Here is a 17,492-nt window from a genome sequence, read left to right as displayed (position 1 = left end):
ATACTTTCAGATTAGCGTGGTGCGTAGGATTTCTTGGCTTTTTCCAGCAGGTCCAGCTTGACCCAATCCTGTGCCGCAGGCGGTTTGGCCATGCGGCCCACGCCGAATTTCACCATGTAATCGGTGGTCAGCTGCACGTGGCTTTGCGTGATGTCTTCCGTGAAGATGGCGTTGTCGATGGCGTCGCGGTAATCCTCGGTCGTGATCTGGTTCTTGAACATCGATTCGCGCACGTATTTTTCCGCCAGTTTCGGGTCGGCCAGGAAGGCGCGCGTGGCGGCGACGAAGCAATCCATGAAGCGCTGGGCCACGGCAGGTTTCTCTTTGTACATCTTTTCCGTCATCACGAGGGCGCGCACGGGCTCGCCCAGCGGCGTGTCGTAAGGCTTGATGATGGCCGCGCCGTATTTCTTGTGGATCGCCTGGGTCGAGTACGGCTCGGACTGGCTCATGACGTCGATATCCTTGGTCAGCAGCGCCTGGTTCAAGTCCGGGTAGCCCATGTACAGGATCTGCACGTCCTTGCCCGGCTTGTCGGACCAGGTCAGCTTGGCCTTGGTCAATTCGGCAAACAGCAGGATTTCCTGCGGGCCGCCGCGCGTGACGCCGACTTTCTTGCCTTTCAGGTCGGCGATGCCCTTGATGTTCAGGTCGGGACGGCCGACGATCTGCACGCCGCCCTTGGCGAAGCCGCCCACCAGGTACACGGGCAAGCCCGTGGCGCGGCCCGTGATGGCCGCTTCCAGCGCGCTGGCGGACACGTCGATTTCACCGGCGATCATGGCCGGCACGATGTCGAGGCCCTTGGCGAAGATGCGCTCTTCAATTTTCAAGTCGTATTTGGGCGCGATTTCCTTCATGTAGGCGACGGCGCCGTAATGGGCGAATTTCAGGTTGCCCAGGCGGACCAGGTCGGCCGCATGGACGGCCAGCGGGAATTGCGCGGCCAGTGCGACGGCGACGGTCAGTGCCTTGGTGTTCAGGAAGGACGAGATGCGGAAGGTGCGTGCCATGCTGTTGTCTCCAAAAGGTAGATGGTTTTATATAGTGGGTCGGGCTGCCGCTCTGACGGCGGTTATGAAAATATAAAAGCATCTTCCGTGCCAGTGGAGCGCATTTTGACGTTTATTGCAAGTGATTGTTTATAAAGGTTTAATTTGAATCTAGTGAAAATGGGAAATGGCGAGATTCCGTCTTTCCGCACGACGAGGGGAAAGGCTGTGCGGATTGCCGCATTTTCGGAGCCGCATGCCGGTGAACCTTCAGGGCGTGGCCGACTCCAATCGTAAAAAAACGCGTTGCAAACAGGCTGGCAACGCGTAACTCCCCCGTGGAGTAGGGGTGGCGCCGCGCGGGCGCCCGTCTGAGGCCGTGTGCCGGCCTCGACTGTAGGCTTTACTTCGGCGCCGTGGCCGGCGGCAGGGCGGGCGCGGTGGCGGGATCGGTCAGCGGCGCAGGCGGCGTCGTGCTGCCGGCACCCGCGTCCGGCATGGCTGGCGTGACGGGGGCAGGCATCACTTGCGGGGTGGAAGCGGGATTGGGCGCCGTTTCGGGCAGGGGCGGCTCGGCCGGTTTCTTACAGGCGGACAGGGTGACAAGCAAGGCGGCGGCCAACAGGGCGGGCATTTTCATGATGTTTCCTTTGCAAGAGTCGAAGATTCGCGATGCGGGCGGCAGGCGCCGCGCGCGAAGCTTGAATTTATTGCAATGGCGTTTCCGCTTCTGTTCGCTATTTCACTTTGCGCCACGAATGGCGGCACAGGCTCGTCATGCCGGTTTTTTAGATGTCTTTTTTAGATGCCACGAGAGAAAGAATTCAGTAGGGCAATATTTTTCACTTTCTTGCTTCTAATGTTCGTTAACGCACAGACCGCAGCCGCCGACACGGGCATTCTGTGCCCAGACGCTCAGGATTCGTGGTGTTCTGGTATAAAAATTGCCAAGAACTTAACAATCCGGGCTACCGGCAATCGTTTAAAAGGAGTATTCAAATGCATGCAATGACTCAGTCTCACGTGAAGAGCGAATTAAAGGCAGCGCACCAGGAACTTCGTAGCCCCGAAAAAGGCTCGCAAATGGTAGAACGCGCAGCACCTATCCCCCCGGAACGCATGAATCCCATTTCCATGGCACCGATCGAGCGCGTGCGTTCGACGTCGGCCACCCTGCGCCGCATCGAAAACATGCAAAAGCTGATCGGCGAATTGTCGCTGCACGAGATGCTGGCCGACGAAATCGCCTGGTTCCTCAAGTTTTCGCCATCGGGCGCCCGCAAATACATCCGCGACCTGCGCGAAGCGGGCGTGATCGAACTGGCCCGCTACATCGAAGGCACGGCCACCTACCTGGGCAAGGCAGTGTACCAGCTGACGCCAGACCCTGAGCGCGTGCGCGCCTTCCTGGCCGCCATCGTCCAGCCAAAACGCGAAGGCGCGCCACCGCGCAAGGATCGTCCAGGCTTGCGCGAGCAAAGCATGGCAGGCAGCGGCCGTCACTTCCACATCCTGGCCGATGACACGCATTACGCCATCCGCGTCAACCGTGGTCCCGTGACGCGCGATCCGCTGGTCGCCGCCCTGTTTGGTGCGCCGCAGCAAAAGGCTGCCGAGTAATACGGCGCTTGAACGGCCGCCTGGCGGCTGGCGGACGTCGTTTGTGGTTCGTATTATCAGACGCATGTCGAAAGCCGGGTTGCGACCCGGCTTTTGGCGTTGTGCCGAACCATCCGAGGTGAGTCGATTGAACGTGGTCTGATTGAAAAGACTGCAAGCATCCCCATGTGGGCTGGACTGCTGCCCGCGCCGTGCGGGTTCACTTGAAGGAGCTTGTCCTTGTCTGCCTACGCCGTGTTCTCCTGCATCGCTCTCATTGTCCTGAAACGGGCCGCCGCATGAACCCGCTGCTGTGGATCGCCCTCGTCACGGCGGCCATCGTCTTTTCACTGTGGTTCCCCCGCTGGCGTTTGAAGCGGGCCCTGGCGAAACCCTTGCCGGCCGAAGGCCTGGCCGTGCTGGAAAACAATATCCCCGTCTATAAGCATATGCCGGCGCCGCTGCAGGAGCAGTTGCGCCGTCTCGTCGTGCAATTCCTGTATCAAAAGAAATTCGTCGGTTGCGGCGGCCTGGAAATCACGGACGAGATGCGCTACACCATCGCCGGTCAGGCTTGTTTGCTGCTGCTGAACCGCCAGACGCAGGTGTATCCCGAACTCGACACCATCCTCGTGTATCCCACGGAATTCATCGTCACGCGCAATGAAGTGGGGCCGGGCGGCGTGGTGACGCCGTCGGCGAATGGCTTGCTGGGCGAATCCTGGGGCGATGGCCGCGTGGTGCTGGCCTGGGACCACGTGCAGCGGGGCGCGGCCGACTGGAGCGACGGCCACAATGTCGTGCTGCATGAATTCGCCCACCAGCTCGACAGTGAGTCAGGTGCCGCGAATGGCGCGCCGTATTTGCCCAGCGTGTCGAGCTACCGCAGCTGGGCCACCGTGCTGTCGCGCGACTTCGACAACCTGCGCCACGACGCCATGTACCAGCAGCAAAGCGTGATGGACCATTACGGCGCCACCAATCCCGCCGAATTCTTTGCCGTGGCCACGGAAACCTTCTTTGAAAAGCCGTACCAGATGGCGGAACACCATGAAGAACTGTATGCGCAATTCTTGCAGTACTACAAGGTCGACCCGCGCGACTGGATGGCGCCGCCCGTGGAACCCGAACACATGGCCTCGCCATTCCCCAACTACGCACCGCACTGGTAAGCGGGAACGTCAGCCCAGCAACCGTTGTTTCAGCGCGGGATAGCTGCTGCGCGACACGGGGATGCCCGTGCTCGTCTGCGTGTCGAGCGCGTATTTGCCGCCCGCGCCGATCTGCAGCCGCTTGAAGCCCAGGCTGTTGACGATGTAGGAGCGGTGCACGCGCAGGAAGTGGGGCGGCAGCAGGGCCATGAGCTTGTCGATAGGCAAGTCGTGAAAGCATTGCTCGCCGCTGCACAACACGATATTGCTGTAGTGGCCATCGGCTTGCACGTGGTCGATGTCGGCCATGGCGATCCATTCCAGCGCCCCCCGTTTCTTGACGGACAGCGAAGCCGCTTCCGTGTGCCGCCCCGTATAGCGTTGCAGCGCCTTGTGCAGGCGTTCGCGGCTGAAAGGCTTGGCGACGAAATCGAGCACGCCGAATTCGAAGGCCGTGATCGAGCGTTCCGCGTGGGCCGAGACGATGATGGTCTGGAAGCGCGCATCGGCGGCCAGGCGCAGCAAATCATAGCCGTCCGCACCGTGCAGGTTCAAATCCAGCAGCAGCAAATCGACCTGCCCCTGCGCCAGGGCGGCCAGCGCTTGCGGCACATTGTCATGCAGCACGAGATTGCCGAGGCGCGCGCCGAAATGCGCGCGCACTTCGCGTTCGAGGCCTTGCGCGATCAGCGGTTCATCTTCCAGTATCAACACATTCATGGCGCCGCCGGCAAGGTAAAGGTGAGGCGCCAGCCTGCCGGATGCTGCGCGCTGGCATAGTTGGCCGCATCGCCGAACACGGCGTGCAGGCTGGCGCGGATGTACTGTTCGCCCACGCCGCCGCCCGCATGGGCGCGCGCCTCGCCTTCGGGCAGCAGCAAGGTAAGTATTTGCGTTTGCGCATGTTGTGCGATGCGCAGGATAAAGGCCGCGCCGTGGCGGTAGCGGTTGTGGCTGAACGCATTTTCCAGCGCCGTCAGCAACAGGGCGGGCGGCACGGTGATGCCCGCCGCCTCGCCGTCGAGCTGCAAACGGCACGGCTGCTGCAGCCGCGTGCCCATGATGCTCAGGTAATTCTCGCACAGGGCCAGTTCCTGCGTCAGGGCAATGCTGGGCTGCTGCGCGAATTCGTTGAGCATGCGTAATTCGGCCCCCAGCGCCTCGATGAAGGTTTCGGCCGCCTGCGGCGATTGCGCGTTGAGTTCGCTGATCAGGCTGAGGGAATTCATCAGGAAGTGCGGTTGCATGCTTTTGCGCAAGAGCTGGTTTTCCAGCTGCTGGGCGCGCGCCGCCTTGCTGCGTTCGCGCAATAGCTGCGCCAGCAATTGCGCGCATACAGGCAGCAGCAGGAAGCACACGACGAGGGCGAAGCCGCCTTCGGCAAACTGGCTGCCCGTCAGCAGGAACAGGGCGCACGACGCCAGCGCGATCAAGGTGCCGCCGCGGCTGCCCGGCAGGCGGCGCCACAGGGCGACCAGGTTGAGCGCCAGGCTCGCCGCCAGGCCCGTCAGAAACATCAGCCAGCAGCGGGCGTCGAAATGCGTGGGCAGCGCGCCGGCCAGCGCGATGCCCGCCAGCAGCACCGCCGCCGCCAGCGGCCAGCGGGGCAGGCGGTAAGCCGTATAAAAATACAGGGGCAGCAAGGCGGAAAACAGCCAGGTCAGGGCGCTGACGGCGTACAGGCGCGGCATGTGCGAGGGATAGGCATAGCCGGCAAAGCTGCGCCACAGTTCCGCCACCAGCAGCAGCGCCGCCGCCAGGCACAGCGCCGCAAACATGGCCCAGTGCCGCTGCCGCTGGTACAGTGCCGTCAAGGCGAGAAACAGCAGGGCGACGGCGCCCAGCGCCCCGGCCAGCAGCAGTGGCGGCAACCGGTACCAGGCCAGCGCCGCGCGGTAATCGTGCCGGTCGACCAGGTACAGCGCATAGAATGGCGATGCCAGGTGGGCCGGCACCTGCTGCGTCGACAGCAGCAGGCGCAGGTGGTGCGTGCCCATGGCCAATTGCTGCGGCCTCAGGTGGAGGGCGAAATCGACGTCGCCCGCGCGCTCCCCGCTGGCCTGGCGGGCCGGCTGGCCATTGCTGCCGATCAAGACCCCATCGAGCCACAGCTCGCTGGCGGCCAGCGCCGACAGCACCAGCAATTGCGTCGACGACGGCGTGGCGGCCAGGGCGACATCGCGCTCGACGCACAGCAGCTGGCCCGGCCGGACCAGCTGCTGCAGCGAGGCGGGCGCGGAAGCCGTGTTGCCGCAGGTGTGCCAGCCGTCGTCCAGCGAGAGCGGATGCATGGCGCAGGCGAAAGAGGGCAAGGCCAGGCAGCATAGCAACAGGTAGCGGAAGAGGGAGGGCATGGCGGGCATTGTAGCTGCTCATTTACTACCCCTTTGCAACATTTTCAGCCGTTTCGGTGCCGTTCGTGCGGGCCACGTGCATTTCGTGCACGGCCCGCCAACGGCGTGTGAAAGACACTTACCATGCATCAGCGCCGTGCTGTGCACACGGCCCTCACCATGGAATCATGACTATGCAAAGCAGCAAATACTACGGTTTCGCCGGCGCGCTGGCGCTGTTCTGCGGCGTGGCGCAGGCCGCCTCCGCCCCATCCTCTGTTTCACCCGCTGCTCCGTCCGCCGCGCTGGCCGCGCGCCTGGCCGATTTCGACGGCTGGGCGGCCCGGCGCATGGGGGCGGAGCGCATCCCGGGCGTCACCGTCGGTTTCAGCCAGGGCGACGTGGAATGGGTAAAAGGCTATGGCTATGCGGACCTGGAAAACCGCGTGCCGGCCACGGCCCAGTCCAGCTACCGGCTGGCGTCCGTCACCAAGCCCATGACGGCGGTGGCCATTTTGCAACTGGTCGAACAGGGCAAGATCGACCTGGATGCGCCCGTGCAAACCTATGTGCCGTATTTCCCCGTCAAGCCGTTTCCCGTGACGGTGCGCCAGCTGCTGGGCCACCTGGGCGGCATCGACGCCTACCGCGACAGCAGGGTGGAACAGCATTTCAAGGAGCACAAGGATACGCGCCAGTCCATCGCCGTCTTCGAGCAGTTCGACCTGATCGCCGAACCGGGCACGCGCTTCCGCTACACCAGCTATGGCTACAACCTGCTGGGCGCCGTCATCGAGGCCGCCTCGGGCGAGAGCTATGGCGGCTACATGCGGCGCCACGTGTGGGGGCCGCTGGGCATGGACGCCACCGTGATGGACGACCCGGACGCCGTCATTGCGCACCGCGTGCGCGGCTACCGGTTGGCCGGCAAGGAGTTGAAGAATTCGGAATTCGTCGACATCAGCAGCCGCTTTTCGGCCGGCGGCACGCGCGCCAGCGTGCCCGACATGCTGGCCTTCGGCCGGGGCGTTCACGCAGGCAAGATCCTGTCGGCGGCCAGCGTGGCCGCCATGGTGCAGCCGATGGCCACGCGCGCGGGCCGCTTGACGAATTACGGCATGGGCTGGGAAATCCTGCCGACGGGCGGGCGCTACGCCATCGCCCACGGCGGCCAGCAGCCGGAAACCGTCACTTACCTGTACAGCTTTCCTTCGCGCAAGCTCACCATTGCCGTCGCCGCCAATCTCGAGCGCGTCAATCCCGAAGCCTTCGTGCAGCGCCTGTTCGAAGTGGTCACGGGCGAACCGTGGCAGTTGAACACGTATATCGCCGATGCGGGCGCGCAGCGCGCCTACCAGGTGGCGCAAGGCCTGTTCGAAGAGGGCCGCGCCTACGCCGAACGCACGGATCAGGCGTATGCCGATGCGGCCGCCACGCGCGCAGCCTTCACGCACATCAACCGCCAGGCGCTGGCGCCCGACGCCCAGGCGGCGCGCGCCTACATCGAGGCGGCCCGCCATCCCGCGGGCGGCCGCGTGTTTCTCGCGGCCGGCGCCAGCATGGCCGGGGCATTGCGCGCATCGGGCGTCGACCTGAATACCTACTCGCGCGGCGGCGCGCTGGCGTTTGCGCGCGACTATGTCCGCTTGTCGCAAGATGCAAAGGCCGGCACCGTGCCCCGTTTCGACCCCGCCTTCGAGCAAGCCATCGTGGCCCTGGCCGCCAGCTGGGACCGCACGGCCGCCATCGCCTGGCCGGCCGCGCCCGCCTTGGCATCCATCGCCGCCCTGGATAGCCGGTTGCGCACGGCCTTCCGCGGCCAGCGCGCCTATCCCGATTTCGTGCCCGAGTTGCTTGATCTGGCGCAAGCGTCGGCCGCGCGCGGCGAGGCGGATGCGGCGCTGGCGGCCAGCCGCCTGGCCGTGGAACTGTATCCGCTCAGCGACCGCGCGCATGCGCTGCACGGCTTGACCTTGTTGCGCGCCGGAAAGACGGAACCCGCCCTCGCGGCCCTGCGCCTGGCGCTGGCCCGCGACCCGCTGGGCGCGGCCAGTCCGGCGGCGCTGAACCTGGAAGCGTACCGCCTGAAAGGCAGCGGCGCCGTGGCGCAAGGCATGGCCGTGCTGCAGGCGGCCGCCAGCCTGCATCCGCGCGACGCGAATCTGCAGGACAGCCTGGCCGAGTTTTATGTGGAGCAAGGCTTGCGCCCGCAGGCGCTCGAGGCGTACAGGCAGGCGCTGCAGCTCGACCCCCGCTATCCGGGCGCCGTGGGGGCCAGGGCGGCGATCATCCGACTCGGCGGCGAGACGAAGGCGCTGGCGCCTTAGTTGATGTCTTCGTTGATGCCTTAGATGAATTCTTCATAAGCAAGGGTGAAAAGATTCCTTTTTGGAAATAAGAGCGCTGCGGTCTAATGGCGGCATTCATTGTCCACCAGAGGAATTTCATGCAGACCCGCCTACACTTCGCCGCGCTTTTTTTCACCTCCATCGCCTTCACGCAGGTGGCGCAAGCGGACCAGCTGGCCGCCATCAAGGCGAAGGGCGAGCTGGTCTGCGGCACCCTGGGCACGGACGAGCCGAACAGTTTCATCGACGCCAAGTCGCGCCAGCTGGTCGGCTATGAAGTGGACCTGTGCCGCGCCATCGCCCAGGGCCTGGGCGTCAAGCCGGTGATCAAGCAGCTGGCCGTGGCCGCCCGCATTCCCGAACTGCAGCAGGGCCGCATCGATATCCTGACGGCGTCCTTGACGCACAACAAGGAACGCGAAGCGCTGGTCGATTTTTCCCTGTCCACGTTTTACACGGGCCAGCGCGTGCTGGTGAAAAAAAGCAGCAATATCACGACGGTCGCTGGCCTGGCCGGCAAGAAAGTGCTGACCGTCAAGGGCGGCACGCAGGAACCGAATATCCGCAAGGCCGTGCCCGGCGTGGACGTGGTGACGTTCGAGACGGCGGGCCAGGCCTATCTGGGCTTGCAGCAAGGCAAGGGCGTCGGCTATGTCGACGATGAAGTCTCCTTGCTCAACAACTACGCCAAGCTGGGCGCCGCGCAAAAGGATTACATTGTGCTGCCGCAAAACATCAGCCAGGAAGTCTTTGCCTTCGGCATCCGCAAGGGCGAGACGGGCGTGAAAACCGCCGTCGACAAGGTGTTGCGGGAACTGGAAAAGTCGGGCGAGGCGGAAAAACTGTTCTTCAAATGGTATGGCCCGACGAGCAATGTGAAATTCCAGAAACGCACATTTAAAATTGAATCGGACAAGATCGACGCCTGAACCTTGCCTGACTCTTCCGCATGTTTGATCTGAACTTTTTGCTGGCCGGCGACTACCGCGGCTGGTTGCTGTCCGGCCTGCTGCTGTCCTTGCGCCTGATGGGTATCACCTTGCTGTTGTCCCTGCCGCTGGCGTGCGGCGTGGCCATGCTGCGCCTGGCGCCGTCGCGCCTGCTCAACGGGCTGGGCGCCGCGTATGTCGAGCTGATCCGCAACGTGCCCTTGCTGGCCCACTTCCTGTTCTGGTATTTCGGCGCGCCCGAACTGCTGCCCGACGCCTGGAAGGAGCGCTTGTATGCCGGCAATATCGAAGCCGTCAGCGCCGTCACGGCCCTGACCTTATATACGGCCGCCTACATGGCGGAAGACATCCGCAGCGGCATCCGCGCCATTCCTGCCCAGCAATTCGAGGCGGGCCGGGCGCTGGGTTTCGGCTTTCTCGCCACCATGCGCCTGTGCATCGTGCCGCAAGCCTTGCGCCTGGCCGCGCCGCCGCTGCTGTCGCAAACCCTGAACCTGTGGCAAAACACCAGCATCGCCACCGTCATCGGCGTGGCCGAGCTGATGTACCAGACGCAGCGCGTGGAAGCGGCCTCGTTCCGCAGCGTGGAAGCGTTCGTCTTCGCCAGCGTGGCCTATCTGGCCGTTTCCCTGGTGATCGCGGGCCTGGCGGCCTTGCTGCAAAAGAAGGTGTCCTGATGCTGGAACTGATCCACGATTACTGGCTGTATTTCCTTGTGGGACGCTATCCCGAGGGGCCGCTGGGCGGCCTGGCGCTGACGGTGCTGCTGGCCAGCCTGGCGCTGGTGCTCAGCCTGCCATTCGGCTTGCTGCTGGGGCTGGCGCGCCTGAGTCCCTGGCGCCTGCTGCGCTGGCCCGTCGCCGCGCTGATCCACGTGGTGCGGGGCATCCCCTTGCTGCTCGTCATCTTCTGGGCGTATTTCTTCCTGCCCAGCCTCACCGGCCATGAAAGCGGGCAATTCGGCACCATGCTGGCGGCCCTCGTCATCTTCGACGGCATCTATCTGGCGGAAATCGTGCGCGCCGGCGTGCAAGCGGTGCCGCGCGGACAGGTGGAGGCGGCCCGTTCGCTGGGCTTGAACTATCTGGACAGCATGCGCACGGTGGTGCTGCCGCAGGCGCTGCGCCACATGCTGCCGTCCCTGGTCAACCAGTTCGTCTCGACCATCAAGGAAACCTCGCTGGGATACATCATCGGCCTGGCCGAAGTGTCGTTCATCGCCTCGCAAGTCAATGGCCTGGTGCTGACGAAACCCGTGCAAGTGTATTTCTTGCTGGGCATGACGTACTTTGTCTTATGTTTCAGCCTGTCGCGCGCCGCCTTCTGGCTCGAGCGGCGCCAGGCGCGACTCTTGAAAGCGGCTGCATGATTACCTTTGACAACGTCAACAAATACTATGGCGAGTATCACGCCTTGAGCGGCATCAATGAACACGTCGCCAAGGGCGAAGTGCTGGTGGTGTGCGGGCCGTCCGGTTCCGGCAAGTCCACCCTGATCCGCACCATCAACCGGCTGGAACCGATCGCCTCGGGCCGCATCACGGTGGCGGGCCAGGACATCCACGCGCCGGGGCTGGACGTGAACGCCTTCCGTTCGCATATCGGTTTTGTCTTCCAGCAATTCAACCTGTTTCCGCACCTTTCCGTGCTGGACAATTGCGCGCTGGCGCCGCAGCGCTTGCGCGGCCTGAGCCGCAAGGAAGCGGAAGAGCGGGCGCTGGCCCTGCTGGAACGGGTGGGCCTCGCGCACAAGGCGCGCGCCATGCCGGCGGCCCTGTCGGGCGGGCAGCAGCAGCGCGTGGCGATTGCCCGCGCGCTGGCCATGCAGCCGCCGCTGATGCTGTTCGATGAACCGACCAGCGCGCTGGACCCGGAAATGGTGGGCGAAGTGCTGCAAGTGATGCGCGACCTGGCGCAGGGCGGCATGACGATGGTGTGCGTGACGCATGAAATGGGCTTTGCGCGCGAAGTGGCGGACCGCGTCTGGTTCATGGATCACGGGCAAGTGCTGGAACGGGCCGCGCCCGAGGATTTCTTTGCGCGGCCTCAACATGCGCGCGCGCAGCAATTCCTGTCGGATATCCGCAGCCCCTTCAGCGCGTCTGCTTGAGTGAGCATATGATTGGGCATGGGAGTAAGCGGCTGTGTGCGTAAGCGAACGGTATCCTGGCGTTGTCTGGCGCACGCTATCGAGGCGGCGCATGGTGCGCCAGCAGCCGACGAGGAGGGCCGTATCATGTCACGCATCATCGCAGGTCATTTTCAGTTGCAGGAACAGATCGACGTCGCGCGCGCCGCGCTGAACCAGGCGGGCTTTTCCGACAGCCGCATCAGCGCCTTTTTTGTCAACCAGCCGGGGCAGCATGATCTGCACGCGCTGGGCGGCGACCGCGACATGTCGCCGGGCGCGAAGGAAACGCCGGAGGGTGTGGTGGAAGGTGTGGCCGTCGGGGCCGCCTTGGGCGCGGGCATCGGCGCGGCCACCGCCCTGGCGACAGGGCCGCTGGGGCCGGTCGTCGGGGCGCTGGTGGGCGCCCACGTGGGCTCGCTCTACAGTTTCAACAAGATGAAGGAAGCGGGCGAAGCCGAGAAGAATGGCGAAGACAACGGTGAAAACCGCCGCCAGCCACGCCATCCGGGCATGCTGATCGCCGTCGCGCTGGGCGGCCTCGACGAGCGCGAACGGGCGCTCGAGGCGCTGCACCGGCTGGGCGCCGAGCATATCGAGGAAGCGGAAGGCACGATCGCCAATGGCGACTGGCATGATTTCGATCCGCTCAGCATTCCCGTGCTGGTGGCGTGAATTGGCGCTTCTGTGGCGCAAGATGCATAAATTCCGCGCTGCATGAAATTTAGGTATGATCCTTGTTAGTATGAGTAATTATTGGTAAACAATGCCGACAGGGATAGTTTCCGCGCGCCCGAAGTGACACTGGACCAAGGTGACTGCCCGTAGTACTTGCCTCGCATGCTAACGAGTATGGATAGGAGGGCGCGTCATGACACAGGCATGGTTCATTCTGACACGGGCCGATGGGCGCGACATCTGCGCGCCCTCGCCGGCACAGCTGGCCGATGCGCTGGCCGAGGTATACCGCGGCGGCGCCGTCACGCCGGACGGCAGCCCGGCCGCCGTCCTGTTGCGCTTTGGCTACGACGATGGCTTGATGTATCAGGTCGAGGTCGCTAGCGGAGGCGAAGTCACTTTCGAGGAATGGTCGGACCGCGATTGTGAAATCGCCCTGGCCACGCCGCGCCACATGTCGGCCTTGCCGCAGGACGCGGCCCTGCAGCTGTGGCAGTGGCTGGCGCAGCGCCAGGTGGCGAAGATCCGCAGCCAGCCCTGGCAGGGTGGCTAGCCCTGCCTTCAGTCCGCCCGCCTAGTGCGCCATCAGCACGGGGATCGTCATGCTTTGCAAGATCGTGCGCGTGACGCCGCCCAGGATGGTTTCGCGCAGGCGCGAATGGCCATACGCCCCCATCACCAGCAAGTCGGCCGACAGGTCGGCCGCCTGCGACAGCAGCGCTTCGCCGATATCGCCGCGCCGCACGCCACCGCCATCGAGCAAATGCAGCCGCGCTTCCACGCCGTGGCGCGCCAGGTAGTGCGTCAGTTCCGCGCCCGGCTGTTCGCCGTGCTCGGCGGCATGCACCTGGGCGTCGAAGATGGCCACGTGGACTTGTCCGGCGCGCTGCAGCAGGGGCAGGGCGGCGCTCACGGCGCGGCTCGCTTCCTTGCTGGCGTTCCAGGAAATGAGCACATTGCGCGCGGCCGCCGGCGGCGCCAGCCGGGGCAGCGGCGGCGCATACGGCACGATCAGCACGGGACGGCCCGAATGCAGCAGCACATAGGCGGGAAAGTCGCGCATCACGGACGGCGATCTATCGCTGGCATTGTATTGGCTGATGACGACCAGGTCCGCATAGCGGGCCAGCAGGCTGATGCCGCCCGCCGCCTCGTCGTCGAGCACGCGCTGTTCGAACGAAGCGACGCCGACCGCGCGCACCTGCGCCTCGAAACCGTCGAGGGCGCGCGTCGCCCGCTCGCGCAGAAAATTGAGGTGCAAGCTCAGGTTCGGGTCCGCATCGAGGTCGGGCTGGTTCTGGTACAGCAGGCGCGACACGCCCGTCAGCGCCACGCCCGTCAGGTGGCCGCCGCACGCCTGGGCGATGCTGGCCGCCGCGTCGATGCGGGCGGCGCGCCCGGCGCTGTCGTCGATGTGGAGCAATACGGTCTTGTATGTCATGGCCTGTCCTCTCGCTGTGCAGTAGTGGCCATTCTGGCACAGTCCCGGGTGCCGGCCGCGCACGACTGCGGCCGGTGCTTGTTGCCTCAGCTCATGGCGATGATGATGATGTCGGCGTCGCAGTTGCGGTAATGAATCACGATGACGACGACGCGCCGCAATTGCGCCGCCTTTTGCGCCACCTCCGGCATGGCGCGGCTGGCGCGGTTCTTCATCGTCACCTGCACTTGCGAGGCATCGCTGACGGGGATGCCCATGGCTTTCAGCGCCGCTTTCGGGTTGGCCATCAGGGCCAGCGCATGCTGTGGATCGAGCTCCGCCTGATGCACGGATTCCACGTCGCTCATGCCGGGATTGATATCGTTGAACAAGTCCCTCAATGCTTCTGTGTCGTCCTGGATTTCCATCGCGTTCTCCCTGTGAGTCTTACCGTCAAGCAAGGTTTGCACGACCTGCCTGTCGAGGTGCCATCACCTCTTTGAGGAGTATAATTTTGATAATTGTCTCTGCATGGATGCAGCGCAGACGGACGCTGCAATACGCAGGCTCAGCCTTTGATCTGGCGCAATGCCCGCTTCAAAAGTGCCACCTACACTTGATCCCACGCAGAACAACCATAACAAGCGGGGAGAGACAGCAATGAAGGAACAAAAGGTAGCACTGGTCACGGGCGGCATGGGCGGCCTGGGCACGGCCTTGTGCCGGCGCCTGCATGGGGCGGGCTTTGCCGTCGTGGCGGCGCATACGCCGGGCAATGCGCGGGTGGGCAGCTGGCTCGACGAGCAACAGGCGCAGCAGTATTATTTCCACCCGCTGGCCGTCGACGTGAGCGATTTCGATGCCTGCAGCGAGGCCGTGGCAAGCGTGCTGGCAAAGTTCGGCCGGGTCGATGTGCTGGTCAACAACGCCGGCATCACGCGCGACCAGAGCATGCGCAAGATGGAATTGCCGCACTGGGCCGAGGTCATGCGCACCAATCTCGACAGCCTGTTCAACATGAGCAAGCAAGTGCTCGAACCGATGCTGGCCAACCGCTGGGGCCGCATCATCAATATCTCGTCCGTCAATGGCCAGAAGGGCGCGTTTGGCCAGTGCAACTATGCGGCCGCCAAGGCGGGCGTGCACGGCTTCAGCAAGGCGCTGGCGCTGGAAGTGGCGCGCCACGGCATCACCGTCAACACGGTCTCGCCCGGCTACCTGCGCACGCAGATGGTGACGGCCGTGCCGGCCGATATCCTGGAAACGAAGATCCTGCCGCAGATTCCCCTGGGCCGCCTGGGCGAGCCGGACGAGGTGGCGGCTCTGGTCGCTTACCTGGCGTCCGAGGAGGCGGCCTTCGTCACGGGCGCGAATATCGCCATCAATGGCGGGCAGCACATGAGTTGATCCGGCATGCAGCCGGATACTTGAAGCAGGGCAATGGCAGTAGAGGAGACCCGTCCACCCAGCCGGCGCACAGAAGCTGGCGGGGGACGCAAGGCAGCAGCAAGGAAGGAAGGCAGGGGGCAGGGCAGCGATGCCTTGCCCTTTGTCATGCTGCAACGGCTGGTGACATGCGGCGCCGCTGCCCGGCCTAGCGCTGGGCTTTTTCCAGCCGCGTCTGGCAATCGATGCACAGGCGCGCTTCGGGACGCGCATTCAGGCGCGACAGGCCGATGGCTTCGCCGCAGTTGTCGCACAGGCCGTAGCTGCCGTCGGCAAACTTGGCCAGCGCGTGCTTGATGATGGCCAGCTGCGCCACGTTGTGTTCGGCCGCTTCGCTGACGAGGGCATTCAAGGTGCGCACGCTGGCGTTGTCGGCCGGCGAGGCTTCGATTTCATTGAGCAGCGAGGCGCGCGCGTCCGCTTCGGCCGCTTCATTCTCGATCTGTTCCAGCAACGCCAGCTTGCGTTGCTCCAGCACGCCCTGCAGGCGCTGCAGCTGGTCTTGCGGCAATCCATTCATGGCCATCACCCGTTAAGAGTCTGTCCTATATGGTAGTCCAGGATGGGCGACTCTGCTTGCGCTACCACCCGCGCCGCGTTTGACGCGGCGCAGGCTGGCAGCGGCCGTTCTATGCTGGTTCTTTCAGGCAGTTGATCATCCAGGCGATGCCGAACTGGTCTTTCAGCATGCCGAAGCGCTTGGCCCAGAATGTTTCCGCCAGGGGCATCTGGATGGTGCCGTCGCGCGCCAGCGCGTCGAAGGCCCGTTCCGCCTCCTCCGGCGTGTCGACGGTCAGGCAGATCGCGCTGCCGCTCATGCCCTTGGCGCCCTCGTCGCAGCCGCCGTCCGAGCCCATCAGCATGGTCGGCCCCAGTTGCACGGAGCCGTGCATGATCTTGTCGTACCAGTCTTCCTTGACTTGCTCCTGGGCCGGCGAGCCCCGATACGGCATCAGGCACAGGTCGCTGCCATGCAGGTGCTGGCGGTAATATTCCAGCGCTTGCGCGCAGTTTCCATCGAATTGCAAATACGGTTCGATACGCATGTTGGTCTCCTCTGGTCATCGTCCCGCAGGCACGATTGCCAGGCGGGGACGTCCCAGTATAGGCGCTTGCCAGCCGATTTCAATCAGTCCGGCGCCATCTCTTGCAGCCGCTCACGCACCTTGCCCAGGGCGCCGAGGATGCGCTCGGGATTGCCGGCGAGGACGGCGCTGCCCAGGTGCAACAAGCTCGTCGCCAGGCTGATCCAGTGCCGCACGTCGTCGTTGCGGGCGATGCGCAGGCGTACCGTGTCGAGCAGGCCACTGAGCTGGCGCTGCGCCGTTTCCAGGCCCGCCACCGTGTGCCCGGCCGCATCGGCATACAGCTGGTTGGCTTGCTGGCGCAAGGCCACTTCCAGGGCGAAGACGGCTTGCGCCTGGCTCAGGCTGATGCCGTTTCCCCCCTGGCTGGCGCGCTTGCGGATGGCGCGCATGACGGCGCCGTGCAAGGTGACGGCCGCCTGCGACAGGCTGTCGGCCAATTGCTCGACGCGCATGGCGCTGCTGAGAGCCGCTTCGCGGCGTTCGCTGCCTACCGATCCGTCCATCTTGCCTCCGTGGTGGTGAGGGCGGCGGCGAGCTGGGCGTGTTCGCGCCCCAGTGCCGCCAGTTGCCGGCGTGCCAGGGTATGGCGCAGGCCAGCCAGGCGATATTCCTCGGTCTTGCTTTGCTGCATGTTTTTCGCCAGCACGGCCAGCAGGCGCTGCTGCGGCGTGTCCGCATACGCGATTTCCACGTCGAGCAAGCCGAGCACCATGTCGCGCTCGTTATCGCCGCTCTTGTCGTACAGCGCCAGCAAGCTGTCGAGCGCGGCCAGCAGGGCTTGCAGCGGCGCATCGCCCTCGTGCAGTACTTGCGCCAGGTGCGCCTGCTGGCTGGCCGCGCCGCCCAGGCGCGATAGTTGCTGCAGCAACAAGGTGTAGGCGCTGACATGGCGGTCGTCGATGCCGCTGCCTGGCCAGGCGCGGATGGCGGCGCCGGCGCCGGCCAGTTCGGGCCGCACGTCATACGCATCGGCATCGGCCAGCCGGCCCAGCGCCTGCAGGTACAGGCGCACGGCTTGCGCCAAACGCGCCACGTCCGCCTGCGCGGCGCGGCGCTGCGCATCGAGCAGGCGCTCGCGCGCGTCTTCGGCCGGCGACAGATAGGGGCGGGCGCGCTGGTAAGTGTCCACGTGGCGCTGCGCCAGTTCGTTGAAGGCGGTCAAGGCATCGGCGCCGGCCGCCAGGGCGCGCACCTGCGCCAGCTCGGGGCGCGCGGTGGCGCAGCCGCACAGCACGGCAGCCAGGAAGAGGCTCAGGTACAGCTTCAGGCAAAGGGCGCGGCGATGGCGGGCAGGCAGGGTGGACACGGCACCTCTCGACAGGAAATACTGTATGGAAAGGTATTGTCGTGCCGGCTTGCG

20 protein-coding genes are annotated in these 17,492 nt (G+C 64.6%); 10 read left to right on the top strand and 10 right to left on the bottom strand.

Translation table 11 applies throughout. From position 1 onward, the window contains the following. Positions 1-11: 11 nt before the first annotated feature. Complete coding sequence (locus CLU94_RS05295; RefSeq protein WP_099664875.1) at positions 12-1,013, bottom strand: ABC transporter substrate-binding protein; 1,002 nt, start codon at positions 1,011-1,013, stop codon at positions 12-14. Positions 1,014-1,395: 382 nt separating this feature from the next. Continuing rightward, a complete protein-coding gene (locus tag CLU94_RS05290; protein WP_099664874.1) occupies positions 1,396-1,632 on the bottom strand; it encodes a hypothetical protein in 237 nt (78 codons plus the stop codon). Positions 1,633-2,111: 479 nt separating this feature from the next. Here CLU94_RS05290 and CLU94_RS05285 point away from each other — a divergent pair, with 479 nt between their 5' ends. Together CLU94_RS05285 and CLU94_RS05280 are read left to right on the top strand one after the other, a co-directional pair. Continuing rightward, positions 2,112-2,612 (top strand): winged helix-turn-helix domain-containing protein, encoded by a 501-nt coding sequence (locus CLU94_RS05285; protein ID WP_010396453.1) that lies wholly within the window; start codon positions 2,112-2,114, stop codon positions 2,610-2,612. A gap of 278 nt (positions 2,613-2,890) precedes the next feature. Then, positions 2,891-3,763, top strand: coding sequence for a zinc-dependent peptidase (locus CLU94_RS05280; protein ID WP_099664873.1), 873 nt, complete (start codon positions 2,891-2,893; stop codon positions 3,761-3,763). Positions 3,764-3,772: 9 nt separating this feature from the next. On the opposite strand, the gene CLU94_RS05275 is transcribed toward CLU94_RS05280, so the two are convergent. Continuing rightward, positions 3,773-4,462, bottom strand: coding sequence for a LytR/AlgR family response regulator transcription factor (locus CLU94_RS05275; RefSeq protein ID WP_099664872.1), 690 nt, complete (start codon positions 4,460-4,462; stop codon positions 3,773-3,775). Beyond that, positions 4,459-6,096 (bottom strand): histidine kinase, encoded by a 1,638-nt coding sequence (locus CLU94_RS05270; RefSeq protein ID WP_143451347.1) that lies wholly within the window; start codon positions 6,094-6,096, stop codon positions 4,459-4,461. Before CLU94_RS05270 ends, CLU94_RS05275 begins: the two co-directional genes overlap by 4 nt. A gap of 167 nt (positions 6,097-6,263) precedes the next feature. Here CLU94_RS05270 and CLU94_RS05265 point away from each other — a divergent pair, with 167 nt between their 5' ends. From CLU94_RS05265 to CLU94_RS05235, 7 genes are all read left to right on the top strand, one after another. After that, entirely contained in the window at positions 6,264-8,402 is a 2,139-nt protein-coding gene (locus CLU94_RS05265; RefSeq protein ID WP_099664870.1) for a serine hydrolase, read from the top strand. 119 nt (positions 8,403-8,521) lie between these two features. Then, complete coding sequence (locus CLU94_RS05260) at positions 8,522-9,352, top strand: transporter substrate-binding domain-containing protein (protein WP_099668173.1); 831 nt, start codon at positions 8,522-8,524, stop codon at positions 9,350-9,352. A 20-nt stretch (positions 9,353-9,372) separates the two neighbouring features. After that, complete coding sequence (locus CLU94_RS05255; RefSeq protein ID WP_099664869.1) at positions 9,373-10,050, top strand: amino acid ABC transporter permease; 678 nt, start codon at positions 9,373-9,375, stop codon at positions 10,048-10,050. Continuing rightward, positions 10,050-10,742, top strand: a complete 693-nt coding sequence (locus tag CLU94_RS05250; protein ID WP_099664868.1) for an amino acid ABC transporter permease — start codon at positions 10,050-10,052, stop codon at positions 10,740-10,742. Before CLU94_RS05255 ends, CLU94_RS05250 begins: the two co-directional genes overlap by 1 nt. Further along, entirely contained in the window at positions 10,739-11,482 is a 744-nt protein-coding gene (locus tag CLU94_RS05245) for an amino acid ABC transporter ATP-binding protein (protein ID WP_099664867.1), read from the top strand. Before CLU94_RS05250 ends, CLU94_RS05245 begins: the two co-directional genes overlap by 4 nt. A 126-nt stretch (positions 11,483-11,608) precedes the next feature. Next, on the top strand, positions 11,609-12,175 hold the full coding sequence (locus CLU94_RS05240) for a glycine zipper domain-containing protein (protein ID WP_099664866.1): 567 nt from the start codon (positions 11,609-11,611) through the stop codon (positions 12,173-12,175). Positions 12,176-12,371: 196 nt separating this feature from the next. Beyond that, positions 12,372-12,731 carry a hypothetical protein gene (locus tag CLU94_RS05235; RefSeq protein WP_077401630.1) on the top strand — a complete coding sequence of 120 codons (360 nt, stop codon included), beginning with the start codon at positions 12,372-12,374 and terminating at the stop codon, positions 12,729-12,731. Positions 12,732-12,752: 21 nt separating this feature from the next. Here the strand turns inward: CLU94_RS05235 and CLU94_RS05230 are convergent, their stop codons facing one another. After that, positions 12,753-13,619 (bottom strand): universal stress protein, encoded by an 867-nt coding sequence (locus CLU94_RS05230; RefSeq protein WP_099664865.1) that lies wholly within the window; start codon positions 13,617-13,619, stop codon positions 12,753-12,755. 86 nt (positions 13,620-13,705) lie between these two features. Continuing rightward, a complete protein-coding gene (locus CLU94_RS05225; RefSeq protein WP_143451346.1) occupies positions 13,706-14,026 on the bottom strand; it encodes a hypothetical protein in 321 nt (106 codons plus the stop codon). A 232-nt stretch (positions 14,027-14,258) separates the two neighbouring features. Here CLU94_RS05225 and phbB point away from each other — a divergent pair, with 232 nt between their 5' ends. Beyond that, positions 14,259-15,005, top strand: coding sequence for an acetoacetyl-CoA reductase (gene phbB, locus CLU94_RS05220; protein WP_099664863.1), 747 nt, complete (start codon positions 14,259-14,261; stop codon positions 15,003-15,005). A gap of 187 nt (positions 15,006-15,192) precedes the next feature. Here phbB and CLU94_RS05215 read toward each other — a convergent pair whose 3' ends face one another. From CLU94_RS05215 to CLU94_RS05200, 4 genes are all read right to left on the bottom strand, one after another. Next, the gene (locus CLU94_RS05215) at positions 15,193-15,564 is read right to left on the bottom strand and encodes a TraR/DksA family transcriptional regulator (protein ID WP_251350759.1); all 372 of its coding nucleotides are present in this window, start codon (positions 15,562-15,564) and stop codon (positions 15,193-15,195) included. 109 nt (positions 15,565-15,673) lie between these two features. Next, entirely contained in the window at positions 15,674-16,090 is a 417-nt protein-coding gene (locus tag CLU94_RS05210; RefSeq protein WP_099664861.1) for a VOC family protein, read from the bottom strand. Positions 16,091-16,173: 83 nt separating this feature from the next. Next, entirely contained in the window at positions 16,174-16,635 is a 462-nt protein-coding gene (locus CLU94_RS05205) for a hypothetical protein (RefSeq protein ID WP_099664860.1), read from the bottom strand. Beyond that, positions 16,620-17,438, bottom strand: a complete 819-nt coding sequence (locus CLU94_RS05200; RefSeq protein ID WP_099664859.1) for a hypothetical protein — start codon at positions 17,436-17,438, stop codon at positions 16,620-16,622. Before CLU94_RS05200 ends, CLU94_RS05205 begins: the two co-directional genes overlap by 16 nt. Between the last annotated feature and the right edge of the window lie 54 nt (positions 17,439-17,492).

Source organism: Janthinobacterium sp. 13 (genome assembly GCF_002749695.1).
GTDB lineage: Bacteria > Pseudomonadota > Gammaproteobacteria > Burkholderiales > Burkholderiaceae_D > Janthinobacterium > Janthinobacterium kumbetense.
The sequence above is the reverse complement of the archived record's forward strand: the minus strand, read 5'-3'. Positions and strand labels throughout refer to the sequence as shown.